We start from the raw sequence: 23,148 nt of genomic DNA on the forward strand, positions 1-23,148 counted from the left end.
TGAGACCTTTATGTTCAACTACATGGTTGAACTTCATGCTCCTGAACTCAATGCCGTCTTTCACGCTCTCGGGGATGCCACGCGCCGCCATATGCTGGGCGAGCTTGCCAACGGAGAGCGTAGCGTCGGCCAGCTTGCAGAGCCTTTCGATATGTCGCTCGCAGCAGCTTCCAAGCACATCAAGGTTTTGGAGAAAGCGGGGCTGGTCCGCCGCGAGGTGCAGGGTCGAACCCATATGTGCCGTCTCGAGCCCGGTCCGCTGGCGAGCGCCGACGAATGGCTCGGCTTCTACCGGCGCTTCTGGACCGGCCGTCTCGATGCGCTGGAAAAGGTTCTGCGCGAGGAGAATGCGCAGCACTCCAAGTCGTCCAGTGAACCCAAATCCACCGTTAACTCGAAGTCCCTCAGTACAGGAGAAAAGCGATGAACGAGTTTTCCACCAATGGGTACGGCGTGCTGATCGAGAATACGACTCTGAGGATCGAGCGGCTTTTGCCGGGCCCCATCGACCGTGTTTGGGCGTATCTGACCGAAAGCGACTTGCGACGGAAGTGGCTCGCCGCTGGCGATATGGAATTGTCGGTCGGAGCCCCGTTCGAATTCACCTGGCGCAACGACGAACTGACGGACCCGCCGGGCAGCAAGCCGGAGGGCTTCGGCTCCGAGCACAGCCTGGAGAGCGAGATTACCGAGGTCGACCCGCCCCATAAGCTGTCCTTCACCTGGGGCGAGACGGGTGGCGTCACCTTTGCGTTAGAGCCGCATGGCGATCAGGTTCTGTTGACCGTGACCCATCATCGGGTGACCGACCGTAAATCCCTGCTTGGGGTCAGCACGGGCTGGCATGCCCATCTCGATGTCCTTGCCGCGCGGCTGGCCGGGGAGGAGCCGGACCCGTTCTGGGATCACTTCCTCAGCTTGCGGAAAGATTACGAGCAGCGCCTCTCGACCTGAGGTGGCAGCAGCGCGCCGGCTCCGTTCGTCGAACGGTTACTGGCTCGTCTCGATCTCGACCTCGAAATGGAGCGTCGAGGTGATGCCCTGACCGTAGAAGCCGCCGGAGACCGGCATGGTGTCGGCCTGCTCGGGTGCTGCGCAGATGGCGACGTGGCCGTCGGAGACCATGACGCCGTGGGTGGGGTCGAAGCCGATCCAGCCGACGCCGGGAAGATGGGCCTCCGGCCAAGCGTGGAGATAGCGCCGCCCATCCGCGGTCTCGGCATAGGCTTGGTAGCCGCTCACGAAGCGAGCCGGGACGTTTAGGCTCCGGCAGGCGGCGATGAAGAGCACCGCCAGGTCGCGGCAGGCGCCCCGGCCGATGGCCAGTGTATGGGCCGCCGTCTGGGCAGCCCCTTCGTCTCGGATCTTCCGGTCTGTGCGGGTGTAGAGCGTCGTGTTGAGATGCTGGAGAAAGCCGAGCGCCGCATTGTTGCACTCCGCCGCCAGCTCTCTGGCGAAGGCCTGGACCGTCTCGTCCTCCGGTTCGGCCGAGAGATAGGGTGTCATCCCCTCGGCGCCTTGCTCGCTCGCACCATCGGGCCAGGGCAGGGAGAGAAGATCGATCCCGTCGAGTGACGGGGCAGGGGCGGTCTGGAGTTCGAAGCGGCTCTCAATTGCCAGGCAATCCGACATTTCCTCGAAGGCGACGTGGGTGACCGGATTGCCGTAGGCGTCCGTCAGCACCTGCAGGCTGACCGGTTCAGGATCGACGAGAAGCTCGTGCTTCAGATGGCTGATCTTGTCGCTCCGCGGCGTCAACCGAAGCGTATGGGGCGCGAAGCCGACGGGCGCCGAATAGCGGTATTCTGTGAGGTGACGGACTTTGAAATGCATCTGGCGGAAGGGCAGGCGGAAGAAATCGAGAAGGCCGACGGTGGGCCGGTTTGCCTTGATAGCAGAGATGGCCGGCCGCGGTCTCGCCTCATCACCGCAGCCTGAGAGGTCCGACTTGCGCTGCATTGCATCATGTAATAACTAAAGTTACATGAAACGCGACAGCAAACTGTCTGGCGTCCTTCACGTGCTTCTGCACATGGCGGAAGAGGACGGCCCGGTGCGATCCGAGATGCTTGCCAAGGCGATGTGCACGAACCCTGTGGTCGTCCGCCGCGTGCTCGGAGGACTTCGGGAGGCAGGCTATGTGCGGTCCGAAAAGGGCCACGGGGGCGGCTGGTCCATCGATCGGCCGCTGACCGAGATCACCTTGCTGGATATCTACCGCGCGCTGGGGTCGCCAGCGCTGCTCGCCATGGGCAACCGGACGGAGTCGCCCGGCTGTGCCGTCGAGCAGGCGGTGAATGCCGCGCTCAACGACGCATTCGACGATGCTGAGGCGCTGCTGCTTTCCCGCTTCGGGGAAGTGACGCTGGCGGCGCTGAGCGAAGATTTTCATGCACGGGTCGTGGCTCATTGCGGGAGCTGCGGTCTGGAGGCCGCACATGGAAAGGACAGACATGGCGCATGATGAGATGGCGCATGACGAGAAGGCGCATAAGGAGATCATGCCTGGTGAGGTGAGCATGGAGGAGATCGTTGCCCGGTTCTCCGATCCGGAAGCAGTGGCCGGCTATTCGGACGGTCCGGTGCGTTATGTCCCCGGCCTTGCCGATCTTCACCGCATGGCGGGTGTTCTTTTGGCCGAACGTGCTCCTGACAATGGGCGCATCCTGGTGCTCGGGGCGGGCGGAGGAATGGAACTGAAGGCTCTGGCTGAAGCTCATCCCGGCTGGACCTTCGTCGGTGTCGACCCGGCCCGGCCCATGCTCGATCTGGCGGAGCGGAAGCTAGGACCTTCAGCGGAGCGCGTTGAGTTTGTTCACGGCTATATCGATGACGCGCCGGAGGGGCCGTTCGATGGGGCGGTTTGCTTGCTGACCCTCCATTTCCTCGATGCGCCGGAGCGGACCCGCACCGCAGGCGAGATCCGGCGTCGGCTCAAGCCGGGTGCGCCGTTCGTTGCGGCTCATGTGAGCTGCCCTCAAGGGGAGGACGAACAGGATATCTGGCTCTCCCGGTACGCGGCGTTTGCGGTTGCCGCGGGGGAGGAGCCTGAGCGCGCAGATAAGTGGCGCTCCGTAACTGCTGCCAACCGGAACTTGATGTTCAGCCCGGAGAAGAATGCCGCAATTCTCGAAGCTGCCGGCTTCTCAGATGTCGCGCTGTTCTACGCGGCGTTCACCTGGCGGGGCTGGGTGGCCTACGCTTGAGGCCGCTTCAGGCAGACCGGACGCTATTTCTCGTCCGGCTGCTTCTGCTTTGCGGATTCAGCCTCGTCCTCTTCCTTCACGCCGCTGCCGGGGATCCAGCCCGTGGGCAAAGTCTCGCCCTCGCTGAGCTGGCCGCGGGTCTTAATGAGCGAGAGGATGATGGAGCCGCCGATCAGGATGACGGTCATGAGCAGGGCCCACTCGGTGGGAATGAACTTCCCGCCATAGAGGTAGTTGGCGATCATCTTGAAGCCGATCACCAGCAGCACGAGCGACAGGCCGTATTTCAGATAGACGAAGCGCGGGACGATGCCGGCAAGCGCGAAGTAGAGCGCACGGAGGCCCAAAATCGCGAAGACGTTGGACGTGTAGACGATGAAGGGATCGGTGGTGATGGCAATGATCGCCGGGATCGAATCCACGGCGAAGATGAGATCGGTGACCTCGATCAGCACAAGCACGAGGAAGAGGGGCGTGACGTAGAGCGCGCCCTCCTGGCGGACGAAGAAATGCTTACCGTGGAAGCGGTCGGTTAGCCGGAAGCGGCTTCGGACCGCCTTCACGATGATATTGTCCTCCAGGTCCGGTTTCTCGTCGGCCACCACCAGCATCTTCACGCCCGTCACAATCAGGAACGCGCCGAAGATCAGCGCCATCCAGGCGAATTCGTGGATCAGCTTCACGCCGGCGAAGATGAGAATGCCGCGCATGACGAGGGCGCCAAGAATGCCCCAGAAGAGCACCCGGTGCTGATGCTGGGGGGGCACCTGGAAATAGCTGAAGATCAGGACGATGACGAAGATGTTGTCGACGCTCAGCGACTTCTCGATGAAGTAGCCGGTGAGGAAGTCGATGCCGTCCTGATGGCCTCTGAGCCAGAAAAGTCCGGCGCCGAAGATGAGCGCCAGCACGATATACATCAGGCTCAGCTTCATCGCCTCGGCGACTTTGATCTCGCGCTCCTTGCGGTGGAGAACGCCGAGATCGAACGCTAGCAGCGCCAGAACGAAGATGTTGAAGGCGATCCAGAGCCAGATGCTCGATTCCATTGATATGCTTTCGCTTCAATGCTCCCGAACGGGAGAGGAGTGATGGAGGTGGGCGAAGCCGGCCGTCCCTTCAAGACTGGCCTTCAAGACCGCCCCGTTGGATGCGCGCCGCACCCTAAATGCTTGTCCCTCGGCGCGCAGCTCATTTGCGCAGTCTTTCGCCCTCAGGCGCCTTTCGCGGTCCACCTCTTCTCACGGTTGGGGCCGTCCTGTCCATCGCGCGAAGGGGCTTTGATGGGGCGGCCTTCTTGAGCACCGCTTTTTGCCTGCATGAGCCGTCCTTTCGTCGTAGACTTCGCCGATATTTGAATGCGTATATTGTACGAACCGTCAGATGGCGTGACGGCTTGTATCGCGTAGGAGCCGGGGGTGGATCAGCAAAGTGCATGTAGGCGCGCGCTTCGCGTTGCGCCAGAGGGGGGCGCCTCTTGGGTTGCCTTTGCGCTCGCTCTTTTCCTGCTCACCGGCTGCGCCGGCCGTCCTGGGCCGGAGGTGCTGGCCCCGGTTTCCGCAAGCGTGCCGGAGACCCAAACGGTCACGGTCTATGTGGCGACCACTCGGGCGCGGGCCGCGGCCGACAGCAATGTCTTCACCGATCAGCCGGCGCGGGGGCTGAACTACGCCGCCTTCACCATTTCCATTCCTCCCGGGCATCAGCCCGGCGCCATCGAATGGCCCAAGGGGGCGGGGGATCCGTCCCGCGACTTCGTGGTGGTCGAGCAGCAGCGTCTCGACCGGGAAAGCTTCCGGCGTCTGACCCTGGCGGAGACCCGAGAGCGGCGCACGGGTCGCTACGGCGTCTTCGTGCATGGCTACAACAACAATTTCCAAGAGGCGCTCTTCCGGGTTGCCCAGATGGCGAACGATTCCGGCCATCGCGGCACGACCGTCCTGTTCGACTGGCCTTCCGCCGCGAAGGTCTCGGGCTATGTGACCGACAAGGACAACGCCACCTATTCGCGGGACGGGCTGGTCGACACGCTGACCCTTCTGGCCCGGCAGCCGGGCACGAAAGAAGTGACCCTGTTCGGCCACAGCATGGGTGGATGGCTGACGGTGGAATCGGTGCGTCAGCTTCGGCTCATGCGCCGCAACGATGTGATCGCCAAGCTGAACGTGATCCTGGCCGCGCCCGATATCGATGTCGCGGTCTTCATCTCGCAGCTCGAGGTGATCGGTCCCCTGAAGCCGCCGCTCACGGTGCTGGTCTCCCGGGACGACAAGGCGCTCAGCTTCTCCAGCCGTATCGCTGGAGACCGCCAGCGGCTCGGCGCCATCGACGTCAACAGCCCGCTGGTGCAGGAGGCCGCCGCGAAGGGCCATGTTCAGGTGGTCGATATCTCCAGCCTGGAGGCGACCAGCGGCATGAACCACGACCGCTACGTGGAGTTCGTCGCGCTCTACCCGAGCGTTCGCAATCAGGCGCAAGCCAGCACCTCGCGTTCGGCCGGTACGTTCGTTTTCAACGATCTCGCCGGCAGGCTCCCCAACCCGTTCACGCCCGCCCAGGCTGCGACTGCGGAGTAGCTCTGCGCCCATGCCTCGAAAGACTCTCCAGCCCCCGGAGCTCTTCGACAGCAGGGCGTGGGGTTTTTCTCAAGTCGTGATCAGCGAGCCCGGCCGGATCGTCAATATCGCGGGGCAGGTGCCGTGGGATGCCGAGGGCAAGCCGAACGCGGACGGGCTCGAGGCGCAGTTCCGCCAGGTTCTGAAGCAGGTGTTTATCGCCGTGGAGGCCGCAGGCGGAACGCCGGACGATCTCCAGATCCTCAGGTTCTATATCCGCGATTTCCATTCCGGTCCGGATGCCGACGTGATCGCGAAGGTGCTCATCGAGACGTTCGGGCGCAACAATCCTCCCGCGTCCTCCTGGATCGGCGTGGATGCGCTGGCCCAGCCCGACTATCTGATCGAAGTCGAAGCCATGGCGGTCATTCCGGCTTGAGCGTCGTGCCCGGGCCCAGGCGGCCGTAGGACAGGCGCCAGCACCCGCTTCCTTTTGCGCCTTCCGCCCCCATCTACGGGAAACCGGCTCGATCGCTGAGCCGGAGTTCGACGCCCCGGAGGACAGAGCATGGTTTCCGACGATCAATCCGATTGGCCGCTTCTCTCATACCAAGCCGAACACGAGACGTTCGAGGCGCTCCATCTGATGACCCAGATCGTCGGCAAGGTGCGGCTCGCGCTGACGCCGTGGATCAACCACAGCTGGCAGGTGACGCTCTATCTCAGCGCCGTGGGGCTCAGCACCGGCGCGATCCCTTATGGTGGTGGCGCGTTCGATCTTGAGTTCGATCTGATCCGGCATCGTCTGACGCTCCGGACCAGCGCCGGCCATCGTGATGAGATCCCGCTTGGTGCACCATCGATTGCCGACTTCCATGCCGCTGTGGTGGAAATGCTCGGCAAGGCCGGGATCGATGTCGCTTTCGATGGGAAGCCGAACGAGGTGCCGGATGCGGTGCCGTTTGCACGGGACGACCGGCCGCGCCGCTACGATCCTGATGCGGCCTACCGTTTGTGGCGGGCGTGGCTCAGAACCGATGAGGTCTTCACGCGATTCCGGTCGGCCTTTCTCGGCAAGGTAAGCCCGGTGCATTTCTTCTGGGGCAGCTTCGACCTTGCGGTTACGCGGTTCTCGGGCCGGCCAGCACCGCTGCATCCCGGCGGCGTGCCGAACCTGCCGGACGACGTGGCGCAGGAAGCTTATTCCCATGAGGTCTCCAGCGCCGGATTCTGGTCTGGCGGACCCGATGCGCCGTTCCCGCTCTTCTATTCTTACGCCTATCCAGAGCCGCCCGGATTTCGGGACGCCAAGGGCCTGCCGGAGGGCGCCAGCTTCCATGAGGGCATGGGTGAATACGTGATGTCCTACGAGGCGGTTCGAACGGCGGCCGATCCGGACGCTGCGCTGCTCCAGTTTCTGCAAGCCACCTACGCCGCTGCGGCCGATGGCGGCGGCTGGGACCGTCGGGCCCTGGAATGCGAGATCGGGCGGCCAGGGGTGGTGCGTCCGTTCTGAAGTTCTAAGCCCGATTGAGCTGCGCCATTTCGTCTTTGCAGCTGCACAATATTGCGTCACACGGGCGTCTTGTAACTCGCTTGATCTCTCCCAATTGCTGTTGACCCGCTCGACCGGCGCAAGCGTTCGGCCAAGCGGAATTCCCTGCATAAGAGGAGAATTCCCATGCCATTTGTCACCACAAAAGACGGCGTCGAGATCTTCTACAAGGATTGGGGTGATGGACAGCCCATCGTGTTCAGCCATGGCTGGCCGCTTTCGGCGGACGATTGGGATCCGCAGATGATGTTCTTCCTTGAGAAGGGCTATCGCGTCATCGCCCATGACCGGCGGGGCCACGGACGCTCATCCCAGGTCGATAGCGGTCACGACATGGACCATTACGCCGACGACCTGGCGGCGGTCACCGAGGCGCTCGATCTGAAAGATGCGATCCATGTGGGCCACTCCACCGGCGGCGGCGAGGTGATCCACTACATCGCCCGTCACGGCGATTCCCGGGTGGCCAAGGCGGCGATCATCTCTGCGGTGCCGCCGCTGATGGTGAAGACCGACGCAAACCCGGAAGGCACACCGAAGGAGGTGTTCGACGATTTCCAGAAGCAGCTCGCGGAAAACCGGGCGAAGTTCTTCTACGACGTGCCGGCGGGGCCGTTCTACGGCTTCAATAAGGACGGCGTGGAGACCATCCCGGGCAATGTCTGGAACTGGTGGCGGCAGGGTATGATGGGCGGCGCCAAGGCCCATTACGACGGCATCGTTGCCTTCTCCCAGACCGACTTCACCGAGGACCTGAAGGCGGTCGAGGTGCCGGTGCTGGTGATGCACAGCGAGGCCGACCAGATCGTGCCTTACGTCGCTTCGGGTCCGAAATCCGCCGAGCTTCTGCCCAATGGCACGCTTAAGACCTACAAGGACTACCCTCACGGGATGATCACTACCCAGGCCGACGTGATCAACGCCGACCTGCTGGACTTCTTCACAAGCTAGGTCACAAGGGCGGCGAGGCGGGTAGGGGCGGTTCTGCCTTCCGTTCCGCTTCGCCCAAACGCCGATCGTCCGGAGTCTCTAACCTTCGGTTGCAGAAATCCCTTGCGCTGGCTTTGTCGACGTGCTTACTTTGCGTTACAAAGTTTGGGGAGGGACGCAATGCGCGATTACGATAAAGCCCTGTCGGACATTGCCGACATTCGGAGCAAGGTTGCGGCGAGCACCACGTTCAAGGGGCTCGGGCCCGCGGCGCTCGGCATCACCGGTCTAATGGCGCTGGCCATGGGGATCGGCCAAAGCCTGTTCCTCACCGATCCGCTCGATGTCCCGCTCATCTTCTTCGGCGGTTGGGTCGTCATTGCCGTGATCAGCGTGGCGCTGATTGGCATGGAGATGGTGGTCCGCTCCCGGCGTGAGCATGGCGGGCTTGCCGACTCCATGATCCTCAATGCCGTGCACCAGTTCCTGCCGGCAGGCGCTGCGGGCGCGGCACTCGGCGCCATCTTCCTGCGGTTCGCTCCCGACAATGTCTGGATGCTGCCCGGTCTTTGGGAGCTGCTGGTCAGCCTCGGCCTGTTTGCCGCGCTGCCGTCTCTGCCGCGCACCGTTGCGCTCGCCGGGGCGTGGTACTTCGTCAGCGGGTGCGCCGTCCTCATGTGGGGTGCAGACGACCAGTCGCTGTCGCCCCTGATGATGGGGATCCCCTTTGCCATCGGCCAGCTGCTGCTCGCCGCGATCATCTATCAGAGCTATGGAGAGAGCGATGTCTCGTGAACGTTCCGCGCCTTACGCCTATGAGGGGCTGGACCGGGTCATCCACGAGAAGGCCCGGCTCGGAATCCTGACCTCCCTGATCGGTCACCCGAAAGGGCTCAGCTTCGGCGACCTGAAGCGGCTTTGCGGCCTGACCGACGGCAATCTGTCCCGTCATCTTCAGGTGCTGGAGGAGACCGGGCTCGTTCAGATCGACAAGCGTTTCGAGGGCAAGCGGCCGCTCACCACATGCCGTCTCACGCCCGCTGGCCGTGAGCGCTTTCTCGACTATGTCGCCGAGCTGGAGCGCGTGGTGCGCGACGCCGCGGATGTGAGCGCTCGCGTGGACAACGATCCGATGTTGAAACCCCGAGGCGCTTAGTCGCCTCTTTTTTTGCCAGGAGACTTTACAATGCAAAGTGCACTGCAGAGCAGACTTCATGTTGGATTGATCATGGATGGCAATGGACGCTGGGCCAAAGAGCAGGGGCTGCCGCGCAGCCACGGTCATCAGGCCGGGGTCCGGGCGGTGCGGTCGGTGGTCGATGCTGCGCAGGCAGCGGGGATTGGCACGCTGACTCTCTATGCGTTCTCCAGCGACAACTGGCGCCGGCCGAATGCGGAGGTCGCCGTCCTGATGCGCCTCCTGCAGAGCTATCTCGACCGAGAGGTCGGCAATCTCAAAGGGCAGGGGATTCGGCTCTCCTTCATCGGGCGGCGTGAGCGGCTCGCCCGTAGTCTGCTGGACCGGATCACCTGGGCCGAAGGGGCGACCGCCGAGTGTGAGCGGATGCATCTGCGGGTGGCGGTCGATTATTCGGGGCGGGACGCGATCCAGATGGCGGCGCGCCAGGCCGATACCGTCATGTCGCGGGCGGCCTTCGGTCGGCTCGTGACGGGCGACGGCGCGCCGGATGTGGATCTCTTGATCCGCACCGGCGGCGAGAAGCGGCTGAGCGACTTCCTTCTCTGGGAGTGTGCCTATGCGGAGCTCTTCTTCACCGACTGCATGTGGCCGGATTTCGGGTCCGACGAGCTGAACGCCGCGCTCGCCGAGTTCGGCAGGCGGCAGCGGCGCTTCGGCGGTCTGGCGCAGGAGTCACAAGCTGCCTGAGAGCAAGCGTTCCCGGTTCATCTTCTTCTGAAACTCGATTTGCTAGGACGATTTCCATGCGCGTGCTTCTCGTCAACGTTCCCCATCCCTCCATCGGCAGCCGGATCCCTGACGACCACCTGCCGCCGCTTGGTTTGCTCTCAATCGGCGGGCCTCTGATAGACGACGGTCACGATGTCCGCCTGATCGACGGCGAGTTCGGACCTCTGCCGTTGGAAAAGCTGGTGGATCGGATCGTCGATTTCGAGCCAGAAGCGGTTCTGTTCGGCCATTCCGGCTCGACCTCGGGACACCCGATCATCGCGGCCGTTGCCGCCCGGGTCGCCGACCGCCTGCCCCATGCGGCCATCATCTATGGCGGGGTCTTCCCGACCTATCATTGGCACGAGATCCTGCACACCGAACCTTGGGTTACCGCGATCGTGCGGGGTGAGGGGGAGGAGACGGCGCGCCAGCTCATCGGTGCTCTAGAGGCCGGAGAGTCCCTGGCCGGGATCGCAGGCATTGCCTATCGCGGTCCTCTCGGTCCGTGCGCTACCGTCCCCGCACCCGTGATCCGGGATCTCGATTCCTACCGTGTCGGGTGGGAGCTGATCGACCATGCGCGCTACAGCTACTGGGGGCGCCTGCGCGCCGTCGTGGTGCAGTTTTCCCGCGGCTGTCCGCATCTGTGCAATTACTGCGGCCAGCGGGGGTTCTGGACGCGATGGCGCCATCGCGATCCTGTTCTATTCGCCAAGGAGATCGCCCGACTGCATCGGGAGCATGGGGTCAAGGTTTTTAATTTTGCGGACGAGAATCCAACGGTGTCCAAGAAGGCCTGGAAGATTTTCCTGGAAGCGCTGATCTCGGAGAACGTTGATGTGATCCTCGTGGGCTCGACGCGGGCCGACGATATCGTGCGCGATGCCGATATCCTCCATCTCTACAAGAAGGCAGGTTGGCAGCGTTTCCTGCTCGGGTTGGAGACGACTGATGCCAAGACGATCGAACTCATCCGTAAAGGCGCCGCGACTTCGACCGACCGTGAGGCCATACGCCTGATGCGTGAGCACGGCATTCTTTCGATGGCGACCTGGGTGGTCGGATTCGAGGAAGAGACCGACGTGGATCTTTGGCGGGGGTTGAGACAGCTGCTCTCCTACGATCCTGACCAGATCCAGCTACTCTACGTGACGCCCCATCGCTGGACGCCCTTCTTCAGGATTGCGGAGGAACGGCGCGTAATCCAGACCGACCGGCGGCGGTGGGACTACAAGCATCAGGTGCTAGCGACCGGCACCATGCCGGCATGGCGCACGCTCTTATGGGTGAAGTTCACCGAGCTGGTGCTCCAGGGCCGGCCAAAGGCGCTGTGGCGCACCTACTGTCATCCCGACCCTGGATTGCGCCACGCCATGCGGTGGTACAGTCAAATGGGGCGCCGGGTCTGGCCCTATGAGATCGTCAATTTCTTCCTGCGGCGACGGACAAAAGACGGGCCGACCCTCGGTGCCTTCTGGGGCGACCCTCTGGATGCAGAAGAGTATTCGATGTCCGTTGGGCGAGTGGCGAGTCCAGTCCGAAGCGCCGCCTGAGCCGCATTAGGCTGCCGCGCTTCCTTCTACATCTCGCTCACGCCGCTTCTCCGCGCGGCCGAGGCCGAAGCCGATGCCGGCCCAGACAAGGGCGACGCCAGCGCCGATGACCATGGCGAAGGACGGGTCGCCGACGATATCGAGGCCGCGCTTCACCCAGCCGCTCACCGCATCGCCACCGCGATAGACGACGGTGTCGATGAAGTTCTTGGCCTTATATTTTTCCTCCGGCGAGACGACCGTGTAGAGCATCTCGCGGCCCGGGCGGACGAGGGCGTATTCCCCTGCGCGCCGCGCAATCATCACGACTGCGAGGACGCCGAAGACCGGCGAGAAGGCGAGCCACAGGAAGCCGCCTGCGATGAGCACCGGCACGGCCACCAGCAGCACGCCGATACCGAGCCGCTTGGCGATGTGGCCGGTGAAGAAGATCTGGGTGACGATGGAGAGGGTCTGCACGACCGTGTCGATCAGGCCGAAGACCTGGGTCTGGCGCGTGGGGTCGGGGAAGTTCTCCGCCACCAGCCGCGCCTGCTCGAAATAGAGGAACGTGCTGACGCTCGCCAAAAACACCACGAAGACGGCGATGCCCGCGAGATAGCCGGACTTGAAGACCTCCGTGGCGCCGGCGAACGGGTTGCCGCCCAGAGGCTTGCGGCTGTCGTTCTTGACCGCGTCGGCATGCTCGACCGGGTGACGGTCGCGCCAGCGATAGAGCAGCATGGCTGCGATGGCGCTGCCGGCGAGCAAGACCGCCGATAGGGCGAGCAGCCCGGAATGGCCGATGGGTGCGACGAGGAGGGTTCCGAGGATCGGCCCGGTGAGCCCACCGAGGCTGGCCCCGCCGGCGATCATGGCGAAGAGCCGCTTGGCTTCGGCGGTGACAAAGATGTCGGCCAGGACGCTCCAGGCCAGCGAGATGGCGATCAGGTTGAAGACCGAGAGCCAGATATAGAAGGCGCGCGCGGTCCAGATATCGTCGGGGCGCATGGCCAGGGCCGCGGCGAAACCCACGAGGTTCAGGACGAAGAAGCCGTAGGCCCAGGGGAGGATACGCCGCCGCGAGGCTTTGGAGGCGAGCCAGCCGAAAAGCGGCATTGCGGCCAGGGTCGCCAGGAAGGTGCCGGTGAAGAGCCACTGAAGGTTCTCAACGCCGCCGGCGATGCCCATGGTCTCGCGCACCGGGCGCAGCATGAAGTAGCCGGTGAAGACCAGGAAGAACATGGCGAGGCCGCCGGCGACGGCCGGGATCTCGCCAGGTTCGAGGTTGAGCAACCGCGCGATCCGGTGGCCGGCAGCGCTTTCGGCCAAATGGCCCATGACGTCCCCCGGAATGCGTGCTTAAGCGAAGGTCTCGAGCAGCTCTTTCTGCTGGGCCTCGCTCAGAAGCGGTCCGACGCCCGCATGGAGGTTGTCCGCCTGATGGGTCGGCTTGCTCGTCGCCGGGATGACGGCGGTGACCGCCGGATTGCTGATGGCGAATTTCAGAAAGATCTGGGCCCATGAGGTGGCTTCGACCTCGGAGGCCCAGTCGGGCAGGGGCTTGCCTTTCACCTGACCGAACAGCCGCCCGTCGTCGTAGGCGCGGTTGATGAGGACGGCGACGCCCTTTTCCTTCGCAAGCGGCAGGACCGTCTCGGCGGCCTTGGGCGCATTCACCGAATAGTGGATCTGGATAAAGTCGAGCGGCTCTTCGCGCATGATGTCTTCCATCACGGGCAGGCCGTAATCGAGATAGTGGGTGATGCCCACATATTTGGTGGCGCCTTGCTCCTTCAGCTCGCGGGCATAGGCGAGCTGGGTCCTCCAGTCGCGCAAATTATGAACCTGGAGCAGCTCGACGTGATCGGTGCGCAGCTTCTTCAGGGAACCGGTCCATTGGGCTTCTGCCTCCTCGCGGCTGTCGGCGGCGATCTTGGTGGCGAGGAAGCAGCGGTCGCGATACCCGCCGTCCTCCAGCAGGGCGCCCAGGGCCGCATCGGCATTGCCGTAGTTGGGGGAGGTGTCGAAGACCGTGCCGCCGCCGTCAAAGAACACCTTGATGGTCTCCTTCAGGGCTTCGAACTGGGGCGAGCCGATCTCGACGTTGTAGCTGCCCGAGGTGCCGGCGCCGATGACGGGAACCTCCTGGCCGGTCGCGGGGATGGCACGCTTGCGCAGCGGCTCCGTCGGGGGCTCGGTCGGCTTCACCACCTCGGCCGCGTAGGCCGAGAGACGGGCCTTGGGGGAGAGGAGAAGGCCGCCGGCAGCAAGGCTCGCGGCGGTCAGAAACTCTCGGCGGGACTGCATGGAAATCGCTCCTTCCGCTGTGTTCGATCGTCCGCAAAACGCGTGCACCTCCTGTTCTATACGCAGGAGGCAGGCCTATGGTTTTCGACAAATACAGCAGAATTGCAGAGGGCCGGCCGCCGTCTTCCTTTTTCGGCTGCAGCTCTCGCGATTCTCCTGCGGCGATGAGGGCGATGCAGGACGTGTCGCAGGCGCGCCCTGCACGCCCGCAATGATGCGTATTTTTCCCGTTCAGATTGCCGATTTTTAACGATTGGCGGATACCCGGTTGGGCATGACGACGATGCCTTACCCGATGCCCGAGAGCGAGGAAGCCCGCCTCCAGGCGCTCGCCGAGTATCATCTGATGGATACGCCGCCGGAAGAGGAGTTCGACCGGCTGGTGGCGCTTGCTGCGCGGATCTTCCGCGTGCCTATCGTTCTGATTTCTCTTCTGGAACAGGACCGGCAGTTCTTCAAGGCGCGGCTTGGCCTGGATGTGTGCGAGACCGACCGGACCGTCTCCTTCTGCGCCCATGCGATCATGCAGGACGACATTCTGTTCGTGGCGGACGCGAAGAAGGACGAGCGTTTCGCGGCGAATCCGCTGGTCACGGGACAGCCTTACATCCGCTTCTATGCCGGCAAGCCGCTGCGCGCCCCGAACGGCGAGAAGATCGGCACGTTCTGCATCATCGATACGGCCCCGCGCGAGTGCTTCACGAAAGAGGACCGGAAGAACCTGACGGCGCTTGCGAAGCTTGCGATGGACAAGATGGAGATGCGGCGGCTTGAGGCTGCGGAGGAGGTGAACGCGACGCGGTTCGCCAATATCGCAGCCACGTCCCCGGATGCGATCATCTGCAATGATGAAGACGGACGGGTGACCTTCTGGAACGACGCCGCCGAGAGACTGTTCGGTTACACGGCACAGGAAATGGTCGGGCAGACCGCGGACATTCTCATCCCCGATAGCTGGCGCGAGCTTTACGAAGACGAGGTTCGCCGTCTGCAGACGGGCGTCCCCATGACCCTTGCCGACCGTACTATAGAGCTCTCGGGCCTGCGAAAGGACGGGACCGTGTTCCCCACGGAGGTCTCATTGTCCACCTGGCAGGAGAGCGGCCGGACCAGCGTGGGCGCCATCGTGCGCGATATCACCGAGCGGCGGACTCATGAAGAGAAGCTGTTCGAGCTGGCCATGGTGGATCAGCTTACGGATCTACCGAATCGAAGCGCTTTCATGGACCTCTTGAGCGAGACGCTGGGCGCCGGGCAGCCCGCCACGCTGCTGCTGATCGATCTCGACGGCTTCAAAGAGACGAACGATTCCCTCGGCCGGTCGGGCGGCGATCTCGTGCTGCGCCAAGTGGCGGGAAGGGTGCAGGCGGTGGCCAAAGGCGCGAAGCTCGTCGCGCGCCTCGGCAGCGACGAGTTCGCCGTTCAGATGCCGGGCAATTGCATCGGTGAGATCAGGGCCTTGGCCGACGAATTGCTGCAGGCCCTCTGCGGCACCTACGTTGTCGCCAGGAAGGAAGTGGAGCTTGGCGCGAGCATCGGCATTGCGCTTGCGCCGCTGCACGGCGAGGAGGCGGACGAACTGATGAGCGCCGCCGACCTTGCGCTTTATCGGGCGAAGAGCGCCGGACGGCACCGCTACGAATTCTTCCAGCCTGCCTTCCGCGTGGCCGCCGTGGTGCGGCGCATCTTCAAGCGGGAGCTTCGGCGGGCATTTCAGCAAAACGAATTCGAGCTTTTCTATCAGCCCCAGGTCGCGACCAGGACAAAGCAGCTCACGGGCGCCGAGGCGCTGTTGCGCTGGAACCATCCCGAGCGGGGGCTTCTCCCGCCCTCCGCCTTTTTGGAGGTGTTGAGTGAGAAGCCGACTGCTGCCGATGTCGGCGAATGGATCCTGCGCCAGGCATGTATGCAGGCGGTCAAATGGCGGAGGCAGTCGCCGGGGTTCCGCATGGGCGTCAATCTGTTCGCCGCCCAATTCCGATCGGGACGTCTTCTGACGAGCGTCCAGAACGCCCTGGCCGAAAGCGGTCTTCCCCCCGAAGCCCTCGAGCTGGAGCTTGTCGAGAATATTCTGCTTCGAAACGACGACCGGACCCTTGCGCTGCTGCGGGAGCTGCGGCGCATAGGCGTCGGGCTCGCCTTCGACGATTACGGAACCGGCTATGCCTCGCTGAGCCTTTTGAAGCGCTATCCCGTCACCCGGCTGAAGATCGACCGCTCCTTCGTACACGACCTCACGGTGGACGAGGAAGATGCGGCCGTGGTGAAGGCGGTGATCTATCTGGGCAAGAGCTTCGGGCTGGACGTGATTGCCGAAGGTGTCGAGACGGAAGCGCAGCGCGTGGCCCTCGATGCGGCCGGCTGTCAGGAAGCCCAGGGCTATCTCTTCGGACGCCCGATGCCGGCATCCCAATTCACCGCTGAGTTCCTCGCTGCCCGGGCGGCTTGAGGGGCCGGACTCTTAATAGTGATCCGACTTTCCTCGAGGCTGGTTGAACTCGGCGGCGGGGTCGTATGTTACCGCTTGGAGAAGCGAAGCCATTTTTTCTAAAGGAGACTGGATGCTGAATACATTTCGGATTTTTGCCGCCTTCGCCATGCTGGCGATGGTGAGCGTCCCGGCCCACGCGGAAGACTTCAAGCAGATTGTCGAGGGGCAGTACGCCGCGTTCGACAAGGCGTTCAACGCGCAGAATGGCGAGGCGATCGCCAAGATGTACACGAACGACGCGATGTTCCTGCCCTCATCTCATGAGGTGATCGAGCAGGACGGTATCGCCAAGTTCTTCGACGGGCTGTTCGAGGCGGGGCTTACCGATCACAAGATCGAGCTGATCGAGATCGTCGAAGCACGCGACGGCACGATTATCGCCGCGGGCCGGTGGCATGTCATGGCGCCTGGCGAGGATGGCGAGCCCACGGAGGTGAACGGTCTCCTGACCCATGTCTTCAAGCTTCAGGAGAACGGCAACTATCTCGCGCGGCTGCATATCTTCAACTAGCGCGCAGGGTCTGGGCCCGGCGCCCGATCCAGGCAACATTGCGTAAGGTGGGGCGTGAACAATCGCGCCCCGCTTTGCGTTCAACGGGCTCCTGAATTCAAAGGAGTCCCATATGTCGACCAAATCCCTCGCCGAACTCTCCAAGCGCATGAAAGAGATCGATTTCGCCATGCTCACCACGGTGGCGCCAGATGGCGGCATCGCCTCCCGTCCCATGAGCAACAACAAGGACGTGGAGTATGACGGCGACAGCTACTACTTCACCAGCGACGAGACGGACATGGTGAGCGAGATCGCCGACAACCCCAATGTCGGCCTGACCTTCCACGGCGATGACAGGTTTTTCGTCGCGGTCGCCGGCGAGGCGGAGCTGATCCGCGACAAGGAGACGTTCAAGGCCCATTGGGCGCCCAGCGTCGACGACTGGTTCGAGGATGGGATCGACACGCCGGGCCTGGTGCTCATCAAGGTCCATGCCGCTCGCGTCCACTACTGGGACGGTGAGGAGAACGGCGAGATCAAGATCTGAGGCCTCTCTTTCCCCGCGAGCTTGCCCGAGAAGCGACATTGCAGCCGCTTGACCGGTGGCGTCTGGGTTGCTTGGCTGCCCGGATATTAGGCAGCGCCGAGTCGCATAAGGCGCAAAGGGAAACGCGGGAAGGGGCAGCAAATGCCGGAAACCAAGGACTATCCGCCGTTATCACCGATCTGGGTGGGGCTTCGCGGCTGCTGTCCCCGCTGCGGAAAAGGGCACCTTTTCAAAGGCTTTTTGACGCTTCGGAAGGAATGCGACGTTTGCGGGCTCGACTTTTCCTTCGCCGATCCGGCCGACGGCCCGGCATTCTTCGTGATGTGTTTCGGCTGTGTGCCGGCGGTGATGCTGGCCGTCTGGATCGAGATCGCCTTCCAGGCGCCTTACTGGGTCCATCTCGTGACGTCGGTGCCGTTTCTGCTGCTCACCTGCATCCCGCCGCTTCGACCTTTGAAGGCCTGGCTCGTGGCGAGCCAGTACTACCACAAGGCGGAGGAAGGAAAGCTGGTCCAGCCCGACGAGGCTTAGGGCTGACGGCACGCGGGGGTCGAGATAGTCCTCGCTGCACCTTGCGTACGCCAATGCACTCGGCGGGGCTCTGCCGGCCCTTCATTATTTCACGGGCGGCGCCGGAAAGCTTCACCACGGTTGGTCGTAATCCGACATCGCAGCGTTACCGTCCCTGAGCCCCCCTGCGGAGCCACTCATGCACGAAGCTAAGCTTGCGCTGAGTGGCATCCGAAAGCACGAAGGGGTAAATGTCGGGCAATTCCATGGAGCGATTGACGTGGTTAATCCCCATGATGATCGAGACTGCGGCGCGGATCAGGCGCTCTGCATTCGGTTCCGCGTAGGGATCCCAGCCGGGGGGTGGCAGTTCCGGCGATGAAAAGCCCGCAGAGACCAAGCTGTCGGTTATGTCGGTCAGGTGCAGCACATGGGCGGCGGTCTCGGCCCAGTCTTCATGGGGATGTGTAGAAGCGTAGATGGACAGATAGTTCGACCCCCAATCCGCTGGAGGTCCATCGGCGTAATGACGCTCTAGCGCGGCGGTGTAGTCTTCCCGTTCGTCTCCGAACACCGACCGGAACGCATCGAGAAAGTCAGAGCGCTGGCTGAGCCGCCACCAAAGCATGTGCGCAATCTCGTGGCGAAAATGACCGATCATGGTGCGATAAGGCTCATCCAGCGCTTCGCGGCGGGTTGTCCGCAAGATCTCGTCGGCCTCGGCCACAGCAATGGTGACCACGCCATCCACATGCCCCATGGCGACGGGGGTAGGGCCATCGCCCAGCATGTGAAACACCGGAGGCGCGCCCGGATCTTCCGGGCGGAACCAGTTCCAGCGGCCGAGATTGTCGAGGACCCACCGCTTCGCGGCCTCGGCCTTCGCCCAGTTGGGCATGACATTGGGAATCTCAGGATCCGGTGCCAAGGCAGTCATGGCGCAGGATCGGCAGAAAGCACCCTCTTCTGGTGCGATCCAGTTGCACCCGATGATATCGCGGTTCCGGCAGTAGGGCGGCGTCGTAATGAACGCGCGCGCCTGGGGATCATATGCGACCGGGGTCCCGTCCGCAGTGGAAAGGTTGTTGAACCACAGCGAGGCGGGCCCGACCGGATTAGAAAAAACGCGCATGCAAGACAAGCTTCCGAAGAGTTTTAGTCCGGCTCAATCCAATCAGATTGGAAAGGGTTATGCCGAGTTGTTGACAGGGTTTGAGTTGGCGTTTGCCGGTGGATCACAATCGGTCACCAACAGCTCGACAATACCCCCAACCGTCACCGGAGGCACCCTGGCTCCCAATGACGGTTCTGGTCATATTGTTCCGGCGCCCATCGGATGCCGTGTGGTTGGAGATGTGATCAAACGTAGAAGTCCAGCTCTTCCTGCTCCTTTAGCAGATCCCGCATCTTGATAGGATCGTCGCCAAAGAAGAACACCAAACCCCAATGCGTGCCGAAGGCCTGGCGATCCGGCACCATTTCCTCCGTGGGTTCGACGAGCTCGTGAGACTCGAAATACGGATGCTCAGTGGTTTCTTTCGGCATTTCCAGCTTGCTGATCACACGACGGCGCGGGTAGACGCCGAAGCATCCAGCGTAGCCCTTGGCATCTTCGACTTCCCTGGGGAAAAAGCTATCGACCTCTTCTTTAGTGCTCTTGGGGTCGAACACAAGCATGGACGCCTGGTAGGCGTTGAAGCCGTATGCGCGCTCAATCAGCTCGAACGCCTTAAATCCGGGCGGGCGATAGGCGATCTCACCAAAGTACATTTCACCATCGGAGGTGACGAAATATTCCGGGTGAATCAGTCCGAACTTGATGTCGAAGGTTTTGATCAGCTTCTCGATCTGCTTGGTGATCGCATTGCGCCAGCTTTCCAGTTCACTGGTGGCGGGCACAAAGACCGAATAACCCAGCGTCACATACTCGGAGATGTTCAGAAACTTGATCTCACCGTCATGAATCCAAGCCTCGACCGCGAATTCCCAACCATCGAGGTGGCTTTCCATCAGTAGCGGATATTCTTCGTCCGGGATCTTATCGATATCTTCGATATCTCGGATCATGCGGTGACCGAGGCAGCCGGCCTTGTCGAAGGCCTTGACGTGAATCGGGTCATCGGGATCGCCTTCAAGTTTGAGCAGCGTCTGGTTGACGCGCTTCATGAAGCGGACGACGTCGTCCTTCTCGTGCGCTTCCTCGAAAATCCCCACGCGTATACCGCCCAACTGGGCACGGCGCTTCATCAATGCTTTGTCCCGAAACAGGATGGATTGACTATACATGCGCGGCTTGTCCATGAGGACTGAGTTGATCGCACCCGACCATTCGACAGTTTCTTCAAACAGGGGGATCGCCACGTCGACGCCCTGGTCTTTGAGCCGCTGAGCAATCTCCAATGATCGATCGTTCAGGCGCGCAAAGTCCCACGGAATGAACGGAACATTATTCGCTGCGCAATAGTCTGCGGCCCACTCGGGCGCAACGACCACGTAACGGCGATCAAACTTCTGGGCGGCCTTGATTGCATTCACGCTCCAGCCCAGCAAGGCGATGTACCCCTTGTCCGGATCCTTGGGTGTTTCCGTTCCCCGCACTGAGTCCAGCGTCGGATCGGTCCAGCCCGAAACATCCTTGGTGATCGGAGCCGCTGATTCTTTCGACATATGATGTCCTCCTTACACGCGAAAAATTCGCGGTACTTTGTTTGCGTTTCCGTTCTTGGCGTTGATCGTTCCCACTGACGTGGTCCGCTTGGCTGCCCCCCTTGCAAGTGATCTTGAGCCCGTGCCCCGCCGCTAATGCACACTCATCAGGGCACTATCTTCAGAAGCGTCAGATATATGGCCGCGGCAATCTTAACCTCCTGAAGACGCGGGTGAAGGCGCGTCCGTCTATGCTCGATAGCAGCCGTTATCACTCCGCAGACGGGCGGGGTGATTTGGAACGCGGGCACCTCCTAAACGCAGGTGCTTCCTATCTGTGGATCAAGCTAATTCCCACCCGAAAGATATCGCGCGCCGCTTAACCAGCAAAATTGCCCAACGTCGTAAGGTAGGGCCTCGTTCCGCGCGATCTTTTACCTGGTATTCCTCAGCAACCTTCCACAGATCCTAAGAGAATAACAGCCAACAGAGGAAAATCTTCAGTCAGAATACCATGAGGAGCGTGGTCAACGCGTCCACGGGCGACCTTCTAAACTTCAAACTGAGACACGACCGCTTGTCGTGAAGGATCCATGTCTGACGAATTCAAACCCGGCGACAAGGTGAGCTGGGAAACCGCGCAAGGCACCACGACCGGCGAGGTGATCGAGAAGGTCACCTCGAAGACGAAGATCAAAGGTCACGTGGCAAAGCCCAGCCCGGACGATCCCCAATATGTCGTGAGGAGCGACAAGACCGGCGAAGAGGCGGTCCACAAGCCCGACGCGCTGACCAAGCGCTAGTGTGTGCTCAGCTCAGATGGCTTCCAGCAAGCGTTGGCGCTCCGGCTCCTCGACCCGGTAATAGTCGCGCTCCCATTCGCTGAGCTTCCAGCCCAGATAGATATCGCGCATCTCTTCGCCGAAGGTTTCCACGGCGATCGGATCGGTTTCGAACGCCTGCAGCGCTTCCAACAGGGTGCGAGGCAGGCGGCGCACGGTGCCTGTCTCGGTCTCGAACGTGTCGGACGCGGTCGGCTTGCCGAGGCGGAGATAGAGATTGTCGTTCATGGGATCGCCGGGGTCGCCGGATTTCTCGATCCCCTCCAGCCCCGCCATCAGGGTGATCGCCGCGCCGAGATGGAAGTTGCAGGAGATGTCCGGCGCCCGGTTCTCCACGCAAGGGCGGTTCATGGGCAGGCGGATCATGGCCGAGCGGTTGTTCTTGCCGTAGGCGCGCAGCACCGGCGCCCAGCTCATATCGGCCATCTCGCCTTGGGCCAGCAAACCCTTGTAGGAGTTGAAGCTGGGGCAGGTCACGGCCGTGATGGCGCTGGCATGGTCGAGGATGCCGGACACGAAATGGTAGCCGAGATCGGGGAAGGGGATGCCGTGTTTGGCGGCTAAGTCCCCGCCGTTTCCGGCGAAGAGGTTCTCGCCGCTCGCCTGGTCGTAGAGCGACATGTTGAAGTGAGCGCCGGAGCGGAAATCGCCTGCGAAGGGTTTCGGCATGAAGCTCGCCACGAGCCCCATCTGTTGCGCCAGGGTCTTCGCCATGAAGCGGAAGAAGACGAGCCGGTCGCACATGGTCAGGACGTCGGCATAGGCGAAGTCCAGCTCGTACTGGCTTTGGCCGCCCTCGGCGTCAAAGGAATAGACGTTCCAGCCGAGCGTATTCATCGCCTCGACGATGCGCTCCAGATAGCTCATGGACTGCACGGTCTGGTGCACGTCATAGGCCGGGCAGGGGCCCTTATGGGGCCGTTCGGCGAGCGGCGCGGTGCCGTCCTCCGTCGCCCGCAGGACATAGAACTCGGTCTCGACGCCGAGATTCATGCCGAACCCGGCCTCTTTCGTCTTCGCCAGCGCCTTCTTGAGGATCACCCGACTGCAATTCTTATAAGGCGAGTCGTGATACCAGAGGTCGGAAGCGAACCACGCATAGCGCTTGTCCCAGGGAAAGATCGTGCAGCTGTCGAGATCCGGGACGGCGGCGCACTCGTCCTTCTCCGGGCCGATCAACCCCATGCCGTCCATGGCGCCGACCGTGAAGAGTTCGGAGCCGGCGCACATCTTCTCGAAGCTTGCGATCGGCACGGCCTTGGCCTTCGGCACGCCGTGCACGTCGACATAGGTGGCGAAGCAGTATTGTACGCCTGTCTCGACGAGCTCTCGATGAAGTGCTTTGACGCGTTCCGGATCGTTCACGGGCAATCCCCCTTGCTTTGCGGTGACCTTGAGCGATGGGTCGCTCAACTCCGCCATTTCCATCCGGGGATCCGGGTTGCAAGTCGGAGGCCAGCGCCGCGAAGGACGCGGGTAGCCCGTGTTTCAGTGTGCTTGCTTCTCTCAGCTGGCTGGGACGCGGCCGTTTGCCCACGGCAAGGGCGCAAGGATTGTGCGTCCGCTGCTTATTAATTGAACAATTAACAGCCCGCACTTCAACGTTTCCTCGCGTTTTC

General features: G+C 62.4%; 24 protein-coding genes. 17 read left to right on the forward strand and 7 right to left on the reverse strand.

Annotated features, from left to right (window positions below; all coding sequences use genetic code 11):
* The first annotated feature begins 22 nt into the window (after window positions 1–22).
* Both ACFQ2F_RS07225 and ACFQ2F_RS07230 read left to right on the forward strand, forming a co-directional pair.
* A complete protein-coding gene (locus tag ACFQ2F_RS07225; protein ID WP_379090632.1) occupies window positions 23–427 on the forward strand; it encodes an ArsR/SmtB family transcription factor in 405 nt (134 codons plus the stop codon).
* The gene (locus tag ACFQ2F_RS07230) at window positions 424–954 is read left to right on the forward strand and encodes an SRPBCC family protein (RefSeq protein ID WP_379087849.1); all 531 of its coding nucleotides are present in this window, start codon (window positions 424–426) and stop codon (window positions 952–954) included. The genes ACFQ2F_RS07225 and ACFQ2F_RS07230 overlap by 4 nt, the downstream gene beginning before the upstream one ends.
* 36 nt (window positions 955–990) lie before the next feature.
* Here the strand turns inward: ACFQ2F_RS07230 and ACFQ2F_RS07235 are convergent, their stop codons facing one another.
* Window positions 991–1,959 (reverse strand): transglutaminase family protein, encoded by a 969-nt coding sequence (locus tag ACFQ2F_RS07235; protein WP_379087852.1) that lies wholly within the window; start codon window positions 1,957–1,959, stop codon window positions 991–993.
* 25 nt (window positions 1,960–1,984) lie between these two features.
* Here ACFQ2F_RS07235 and ACFQ2F_RS07240 point away from each other — a divergent pair, with 25 nt between their 5' ends.
* Window positions 1,985–2,464, forward strand: coding sequence for an RrF2 family transcriptional regulator (locus ACFQ2F_RS07240; protein ID WP_379087855.1), 480 nt, complete (start codon window positions 1,985–1,987; stop codon window positions 2,462–2,464).
* 55 nt (window positions 2,465–2,519) lie between these two features.
* Complete coding sequence (locus tag ACFQ2F_RS07245; RefSeq protein ID WP_379090634.1) at window positions 2,520–3,206, forward strand: class I SAM-dependent methyltransferase; 687 nt, start codon at window positions 2,520–2,522, stop codon at window positions 3,204–3,206.
* Window positions 3,207–3,229: 23 nt separating this feature from the next.
* Here ACFQ2F_RS07245 and ACFQ2F_RS07250 read toward each other — a convergent pair whose 3' ends face one another.
* A complete protein-coding gene (locus tag ACFQ2F_RS07250) occupies window positions 3,230–4,255 on the reverse strand; it encodes a TerC family protein (RefSeq protein ID WP_379087858.1) in 1,026 nt (341 codons plus the stop codon).
* Window positions 4,256–4,624: 369 nt separating this feature from the next.
* Between ACFQ2F_RS07250 and ACFQ2F_RS07255 the strand changes: the two genes are divergently transcribed.
* The 8 genes from ACFQ2F_RS07255 (at window position 4,625) to bchE (ending at window position 11,711) form a co-directional block, all read left to right on the forward strand.
* Window positions 4,625–5,782, forward strand: a complete 1,158-nt coding sequence (locus ACFQ2F_RS07255) for an alpha/beta hydrolase (RefSeq protein ID WP_379087863.1) — start codon at window positions 4,625–4,627, stop codon at window positions 5,780–5,782.
* 10 nt (window positions 5,783–5,792) lie between these two features.
* Complete coding sequence (locus ACFQ2F_RS07260) at window positions 5,793–6,200, forward strand: RidA family protein (protein ID WP_379087866.1); 408 nt, start codon at window positions 5,793–5,795, stop codon at window positions 6,198–6,200.
* Between the two features lie 129 nt (window positions 6,201–6,329).
* Entirely contained in the window at window positions 6,330–7,277 is a 948-nt protein-coding gene (locus ACFQ2F_RS07265; RefSeq protein ID WP_379087869.1) for a DUF5996 family protein, read from the forward strand.
* 165 nt (window positions 7,278–7,442) lie between these two features.
* Window positions 7,443–8,267 (forward strand): alpha/beta fold hydrolase, encoded by an 825-nt coding sequence (locus tag ACFQ2F_RS07270; RefSeq protein ID WP_379087872.1) that lies wholly within the window; start codon window positions 7,443–7,445, stop codon window positions 8,265–8,267.
* Between the two features lie 159 nt (window positions 8,268–8,426).
* A complete protein-coding gene (locus ACFQ2F_RS07275; protein ID WP_379087875.1) occupies window positions 8,427–9,041 on the forward strand; it encodes a hypothetical protein in 615 nt (204 codons plus the stop codon).
* Complete coding sequence (locus ACFQ2F_RS07280) at window positions 9,031–9,402, forward strand: winged helix-turn-helix domain-containing protein (RefSeq protein WP_379087878.1); 372 nt, start codon at window positions 9,031–9,033, stop codon at window positions 9,400–9,402. Before ACFQ2F_RS07275 ends, ACFQ2F_RS07280 begins: the two co-directional genes overlap by 11 nt.
* 30 nt (window positions 9,403–9,432) lie before the next feature.
* Window positions 9,433–10,134, forward strand: a complete 702-nt coding sequence (locus tag ACFQ2F_RS07285) for a di-trans,poly-cis-decaprenylcistransferase (RefSeq protein WP_379087881.1) — start codon at window positions 9,433–9,435, stop codon at window positions 10,132–10,134.
* A 56-nt stretch (window positions 10,135–10,190) separates the two neighbouring features.
* Entirely contained in the window at window positions 10,191–11,711 is a 1,521-nt protein-coding gene (gene bchE / locus ACFQ2F_RS07290; RefSeq protein WP_379087884.1) for a magnesium-protoporphyrin IX monomethyl ester anaerobic oxidative cyclase, read from the forward strand.
* A 6-nt stretch (window positions 11,712–11,717) separates the two neighbouring features.
* Here bchE and ACFQ2F_RS07295 read toward each other — a convergent pair whose 3' ends face one another.
* Together ACFQ2F_RS07295 and ACFQ2F_RS07300 are read right to left on the reverse strand one after the other, a co-directional pair.
* Window positions 11,718–13,031: an NTP/NDP exchange transporter gene (locus ACFQ2F_RS07295; RefSeq protein ID WP_379087887.1), complete on the reverse strand. Its 1,314-nt coding sequence runs from the start codon at window positions 13,029–13,031 to the stop codon at window positions 11,718–11,720.
* Between the two features lie 21 nt (window positions 13,032–13,052).
* A complete protein-coding gene (locus ACFQ2F_RS07300; protein ID WP_379087889.1) occupies window positions 13,053–14,000 on the reverse strand; it encodes an aldo/keto reductase in 948 nt (315 codons plus the stop codon).
* Between the two features lie 274 nt (window positions 14,001–14,274).
* Between ACFQ2F_RS07300 and ACFQ2F_RS07305 the strand changes: the two genes are divergently transcribed.
* From ACFQ2F_RS07305 to ACFQ2F_RS07320, 4 genes are all read left to right on the forward strand, one after another.
* Window positions 14,275–16,449, forward strand: a complete 2,175-nt coding sequence (locus ACFQ2F_RS07305; protein ID WP_379087892.1) for a sensor domain-containing phosphodiesterase — start codon at window positions 14,275–14,277, stop codon at window positions 16,447–16,449.
* 112 nt (window positions 16,450–16,561) lie between these two features.
* Window positions 16,562–17,002 carry a YybH family protein gene (locus ACFQ2F_RS07310; RefSeq protein WP_379087895.1) on the forward strand — a complete coding sequence of 147 codons (441 nt, stop codon included), beginning with the start codon at window positions 16,562–16,564 and terminating at the stop codon, window positions 17,000–17,002.
* 112 nt (window positions 17,003–17,114) lie between these two features.
* Window positions 17,115–17,531, forward strand: coding sequence for a pyridoxamine 5'-phosphate oxidase family protein (locus tag ACFQ2F_RS07315; RefSeq protein WP_379087898.1), 417 nt, complete (start codon window positions 17,115–17,117; stop codon window positions 17,529–17,531).
* Window positions 17,532–17,672: 141 nt separating this feature from the next.
* Complete coding sequence (locus ACFQ2F_RS07320; RefSeq protein WP_379087901.1) at window positions 17,673–18,062, forward strand: DUF983 domain-containing protein; 390 nt, start codon at window positions 17,673–17,675, stop codon at window positions 18,060–18,062.
* Window positions 18,063–18,207: 145 nt separating this feature from the next.
* On the opposite strand, the gene ACFQ2F_RS07325 is transcribed toward ACFQ2F_RS07320, so the two are convergent.
* Both ACFQ2F_RS07325 and ACFQ2F_RS07330 read right to left on the reverse strand, forming a co-directional pair.
* A complete protein-coding gene (locus tag ACFQ2F_RS07325) occupies window positions 18,208–19,173 on the reverse strand; it encodes a zinc-binding metallopeptidase family protein (RefSeq protein ID WP_379087906.1) in 966 nt (321 codons plus the stop codon).
* A gap of 227 nt (window positions 19,174–19,400) precedes the next feature.
* Window positions 19,401–20,708, reverse strand: a complete 1,308-nt coding sequence (locus ACFQ2F_RS07330; RefSeq protein WP_379087909.1) for an ATP-grasp domain-containing protein — start codon at window positions 20,706–20,708, stop codon at window positions 19,401–19,403.
* A gap of 572 nt (window positions 20,709–21,280) precedes the next feature.
* Here ACFQ2F_RS07330 and ACFQ2F_RS07335 point away from each other — a divergent pair.
* Window positions 21,281–21,490 carry a hypervirulence associated TUDOR domain-containing protein gene (locus ACFQ2F_RS07335; RefSeq protein ID WP_379087911.1) on the forward strand — a complete coding sequence of 70 codons (210 nt, stop codon included), beginning with the start codon at window positions 21,281–21,283 and terminating at the stop codon, window positions 21,488–21,490.
* 12 nt (window positions 21,491–21,502) lie between these two features.
* Here ACFQ2F_RS07335 and ACFQ2F_RS07340 read toward each other — a convergent pair whose 3' ends face one another.
* Window positions 21,503–22,942 carry a glutamine synthetase gene (locus ACFQ2F_RS07340; RefSeq protein ID WP_379087914.1) on the reverse strand — a complete coding sequence of 480 codons (1,440 nt, stop codon included), beginning with the start codon at window positions 22,940–22,942 and terminating at the stop codon, window positions 21,503–21,505.
* Between the last annotated feature and the right edge of the window lie 206 nt (window positions 22,943–23,148).

Source organism: Methyloligella solikamskensis (genome assembly GCF_042676065.1).
Taxonomy (GTDB): domain Bacteria; phylum Pseudomonadota; class Alphaproteobacteria; order Rhizobiales; family Methyloligellaceae; genus Methyloligella; species Methyloligella solikamskensis.